Annotated in this window: 6 protein-coding genes; 2 read left to right on the top strand and 4 right to left on the bottom strand. The window is 62.9% G+C overall.

Going from position 1 to position 3,877, the window contains the following annotated elements; genetic code table 11:
- The 3 genes from EOA38_RS30130 to folE form a co-directional block, all read right to left on the bottom strand.
- Positions 1-243 (bottom strand): patatin-like phospholipase family protein (locus tag EOA38_RS30130; RefSeq protein ID WP_245480952.1); only part of this gene is annotated, 243 nt, incomplete at its 3' end.
- A 184-nt stretch (positions 244-427) separates the two neighbouring features.
- Entirely contained in the window at positions 428-886 is a 459-nt protein-coding gene (gene hisI, locus EOA38_RS30125) for a phosphoribosyl-AMP cyclohydrolase (RefSeq protein ID WP_126095880.1), read from the bottom strand.
- A gap of 83 nt (positions 887-969) precedes the next feature.
- Positions 970-1,596, bottom strand: coding sequence for a GTP cyclohydrolase I FolE (folE, locus tag EOA38_RS30120; RefSeq protein WP_126093445.1), 627 nt, complete (start codon positions 1,594-1,596; stop codon positions 970-972).
- A 235-nt stretch (positions 1,597-1,831) separates the two neighbouring features.
- Here folE and EOA38_RS30115 point away from each other — a divergent pair, with 235 nt between their 5' ends.
- Positions 1,832-2,278: an iron-sulfur cluster assembly scaffold protein gene (locus EOA38_RS30115; RefSeq protein WP_126093446.1), complete on the top strand. Its 447-nt coding sequence runs from the start codon at positions 1,832-1,834 to the stop codon at positions 2,276-2,278.
- Positions 2,279-2,288: 10 nt separating this feature from the next.
- Here EOA38_RS30115 and EOA38_RS30110 read toward each other — a convergent pair whose 3' ends face one another.
- A complete protein-coding gene (locus tag EOA38_RS30110; protein WP_126093447.1) occupies positions 2,289-3,194 on the bottom strand; it encodes a LysR substrate-binding domain-containing protein in 906 nt (301 codons plus the stop codon).
- 329 nt (positions 3,195-3,523) lie between these two features.
- Here EOA38_RS30110 and yidD point away from each other — a divergent pair, with 329 nt between their 5' ends.
- Complete coding sequence (yidD, locus tag EOA38_RS30105; RefSeq protein ID WP_189435009.1) at positions 3,524-3,853, top strand: membrane protein insertion efficiency factor YidD; 330 nt, start codon at positions 3,524-3,526, stop codon at positions 3,851-3,853.
- The last annotated feature ends 24 nt before the right edge of the window (positions 3,854-3,877 follow it).

The following is a 3,877-nucleotide window of genomic DNA, read 5'->3' as shown; positions in this document are numbered from 1 at the left end:
GAACAGGCCGCTGCCGCGGAAATTGAGATCGAGAAGCCCGAAGATGCGCCGCTTGGTCAGGCTCCTGGCGAATTCCTCCAGCTCGTCCAATTTGCCGGCAAGATAGCAGCCGCCAACGAGCGCGCCGATCGAGGTGCCTGCGATCATCGACACTTCGATGCCGGCTTCGTCCAGCGCGCGCAGCACGCCGATGTGGGCCCAGCCACGGGCGCAGCCGCCGCCGAGCGCCAGCGAGATGCCCATCTTCTTCGCCGACTTCGGTTCGGGCACGCCGCCGGACGATGCAGGGCCGTTGGCCTCCTGAACGTCAGGTCTGCTGCGCAATGACGCCCATTCGAGCATCATGATCTCCCCTTGTCCCGTATCCCTTCTACCACAAGGATGTTTGAGAATAGTGAATATAAGGGATTTGTGAATATTGAATGGTTCACACCGGCTTCCGATACGTCTCTTGCGCATCGAACAGCGGCTTGCTGCCATCGTCGGCAAGCGTCGCCTTGCCGTCGCTGAGCCCCACCGTCCGATAAAAGCAGGAACGTCTGCCGGTATGACAAGTTGCGTCGTGGCCCAATACTTTGACGCTCAACCATATCGCGTCCTGGTCACAATCCGTGCGCATCTCGACGACGCGCTGGAAATTGCCCGAGGTCTCGCCCTTCTTCCATAGCGCGTTGCGCGAACGCGACCAGTAGTGCGCGATGCCGGTTTCCAGCGTCAGCGCCAGCGCCTCCGCATTCATGTGCGCGACCATCAAAAGCATGCCGTCGCCGGCGTCGGTGACGACAACGGTCACGAGGCCGGCGGCATCGAAGCGCGGAGAAAGGACGGCGCCTTCCTCCAGCGCCTTCTTGTCTGCTGGAGCTTCGGGAAATTGCAGTGACGACATTGCCGGTTCGTCTTTTTGCTTGACCATGATCTTATCCGAAAACCGGGTCCCACTTTTCGGGACCATGGTCTGAAAGCCGGCGATCAGCCACGCACCATGGTGACGAAGCGCACCTGTTCCTCGGGCGTGTCCTTGAAGACGCCGGTGAAGGTCGAGGTGAGCGTGGTCGAATCCTGCTTGCGGATGCCGCGCATGGCCATGCACATATGCTCGGCCTCGATCATCACGGCGACGCCGCGCGGGTTGAGCACGTCCTGGATGACGCCCGCTATCTGCGCGGTCATCGCTTCCTGCGTCTGCAGGCGATGGGCGAAGATGTCGACGACGCGCGCGATCTTGGACAGGCCGACGACCTTGCCGTCCGGCAGGTAACCGACATGCGCCTTGCCGATGATCGGCACCATATGGTGCTCGCAATGGGAGTGGAACTTGATGTCCCTGACGATGACGAGATCGTCATAGCCGGCCACTTCCTCGAAAGTGCGGCCAAGCTCCTCGGCCGGGCACATGTCGTAGCCGTTGAACATTTCGCGGAAAGCCTTGGTGACACGCTTCGGCGTGTCGACCAAGCCCTCGCGATCGGGGTTGTCGCCGGTCCAGCGCAAAAGCGTGCGCACGGCGGCCTCGACCTCGGCCTCGCTCGGCCGGTCGGTAACCGGCTTTTCCATGTAGGAGGAAGGGGGCATGAGTTTCTTGATGACGGCATCCATAAAGGCGTCTCCCGTAGTCCCACTCAAAGGTGGGACGAGTTGAACGGACCACGACCTTCGGGTGAAACTCGCCCGGTTTCCAGCCCGCAAGCGGCGTGAACAGATGAGCAATGACAATAGCTTGAGGTTGCCTTGTCGATGCCCGGCTGCGACCATTATATATGGTCGTGCTGAGCGAAAGGAAGACACAACAGCGGCAAACGCTGTTCGCTCGGCGGCGACGGATTGGAAAAATATGATCGACGACGTCTACAATGCGAAAATTCTGGGCTTCGCTGGAAACATCGCCCGGATCGGCCGTCTCGATCACCCCGATGCGACCGCCAGGGCGCATTCCAAATTGTGCGGCTCGACCGTCACCGTCGACTTGAAAATGGATGGCGATGTGGTGACCGATTTCGCCCATGACGTGAAGGCCTGCGCGCTCGGCCAGGCTTCCTCCTCGATCATGGCCCGGAATGTGATCGGCGCCAACGCGGATGAGCTGCGCGCGGTGCGCGAGACCATGCTGAAGATGCTGAAGGAGAACGGCGCCCCGCCGGAGGGCCGCTTTGCCGACTTGAAATATCTGGAGCCGGTGCGCGACTACAAGGCGCGCCACGCCTCGACCATGCTGACCTTCGACGCCGTGGTCGACGCGATCGGCCAGATTGAGAAGAAGCGCGCCGGACAGGCGGCTTGAGGACAGGGTGCTAGGCCGCTCGCCTTGTCACGGCGAATTCGCTTCGTATCCAGTCGGCGAAAGCCCTGGCCGGCTCGGAAAGATCCCGCAAATTTCTCGCCACCAGCCAGTAGGCACCGGACGCGACGTCGATGTCAAAGGGCTTGACCAGCGCGCCGGAGGCAAGCTCGTCGCCGATCTGCAAGAGATCGCCCAGTGCCACGCCGTGGCCGAGCAATGCCGCCTGCTTCGAAAGCGAAGCGTCGGCGAGCATCGGGCCGCGCGCGGGCACGGCATCGGCCGGCACGCCGGCCGCCTCGAACCAGCGCGCCCAGCTCTGGCGGTTTTCCTCGTGCAGCAGCGTGTAATGACGAAGGTCGATCGGCCTCTCCAGGGGAGGGCCGGACGCCAGCAGCGCCGGCGACAGGACCGGTGAATCGACGGTCGAAGCCAGACGCTCGGCATCGCTGCGCGGCCATGAGGTCGCGCGCTGGCTGAAGCGCAAGGCAAGCTCGGGCTGATCGCTGCGGAACTCGATCAACCTCGGATCGACCTCCAGGTAAACGTCGATATCGGGCCGCAACTGGCGAAAGCCGTTGAGCCGCGGCACCAGCCATACCGCTGCAAGCGAGGGTTCGACGCTGACGCGCACCACCGACTGCGGCGGCGAGGTTGCCAGATCCGAAAGCACGCGGTCGATGTCATCGAAGCTCCTGACCAACTGGTCGAGGAGCCGGCGACCAGCATCCGTCAGCTTGACGCGGCGATGGAGGCGGAGAAATAGGGGCTGGCGCAGGAAGGTCTCGAGCTCGCGGATCTGCCGGCTGATTGCGGCCTGCGAAACGTAAAGTTCCTCCGCCGCGCGGCTGAAGCTCAAGTGCCGGCCGGCCATTTCGAAACTCCTCAGCGCCGTCAGCGGCAACCGGCCCCGCTTCATTTTGCATAACCTCAAGTTATCCGAAGCGGAAACTATACTCGTTTGAAGGCGAAGGCCAGCGGCAGTCTAATCGGTGCTCGAAGGAGACCTGCCATGAACCAGTTGCTGGCCATTTTGAGCGACGTCATACGGATCGCCACCTTTCAGTGGCATGGCGAAGCCGCGCGCAGCCGCTGTTGCCGTGACCATCCAGAGGCTTCCTTGCACCACGCACCGTGGACTGACAGGCATCCCATCCGCCGATCCAGGCCATGAGAGCAAAAGGGCATTGCGTTCCGGGTCTGAAGCCCACATCTATCGCGCAGCGAAACGCGCTGCGGAGCTAGTGGTTGGCTGACCACCATGGGCATATGCACAGCGCCCGGCCTACCCAGCGCGGGCGCAACTGGCCGGGACCCTGGCGCAAGACGCCGGGCCGCGTCCTCGGCACGTCGCTCGTGCGCCTCTACCAACTGACGCTCTCCGGCTTTGTCGGCAACAACTGCCGGCATCTGCCGACCTGTTCCGAATACGCGCATGAGGCGATCGCGCGCCACGGCTTGTGGGCCGGCGGCTGGATGGCGCTGTTCCGGGTCTCGCGCTGCGGGCCGGTCGGAACGCATGGCATCGACCGCGTTCCGGAGACGCTTGCTGAGCGGTATGTCTGGTTCATGCCGTAGCGCTACTGGCAGATCGGCACGAAA

The sequence above is a fragment of the Mesorhizobium sp. M1E.F.Ca.ET.041.01.1.1 genome (assembly GCF_003997355.1).
GTDB lineage: Bacteria > Pseudomonadota > Alphaproteobacteria > Rhizobiales > Rhizobiaceae > Mesorhizobium.
The sequence above is the reverse complement of the archived record's forward strand: the minus strand, read 5'-3'. Positions and strand labels throughout refer to the sequence as shown.

Excerpts from the sequence above, each read along its gene's own strand:
- hisI (WP_126095880.1), bottom strand. The coding sequence starts at position 886 with ATGTCGTCACTGCAATTTCCCGAAGCTCCAGCAGACAAGAAGGCGCTG.
- folE (WP_126093445.1), bottom strand. The coding sequence starts at position 1,596 with ATGGATGCCGTCATCAAGAAACTCATGCCCCCTTCCTCCTACATGGAA.
- EOA38_RS30115 (WP_126093446.1), top strand. The coding sequence starts at position 1,832 with ATGATCGACGACGTCTACAATGCGAAAATTCTGGGCTTCGCTGGAAAC.
- EOA38_RS30110 (WP_126093447.1), bottom strand. The coding sequence starts at position 3,194 with ATGAAGCGGGGCCGGTTGCCGCTGACGGCGCTGAGGAGTTTCGAAATG.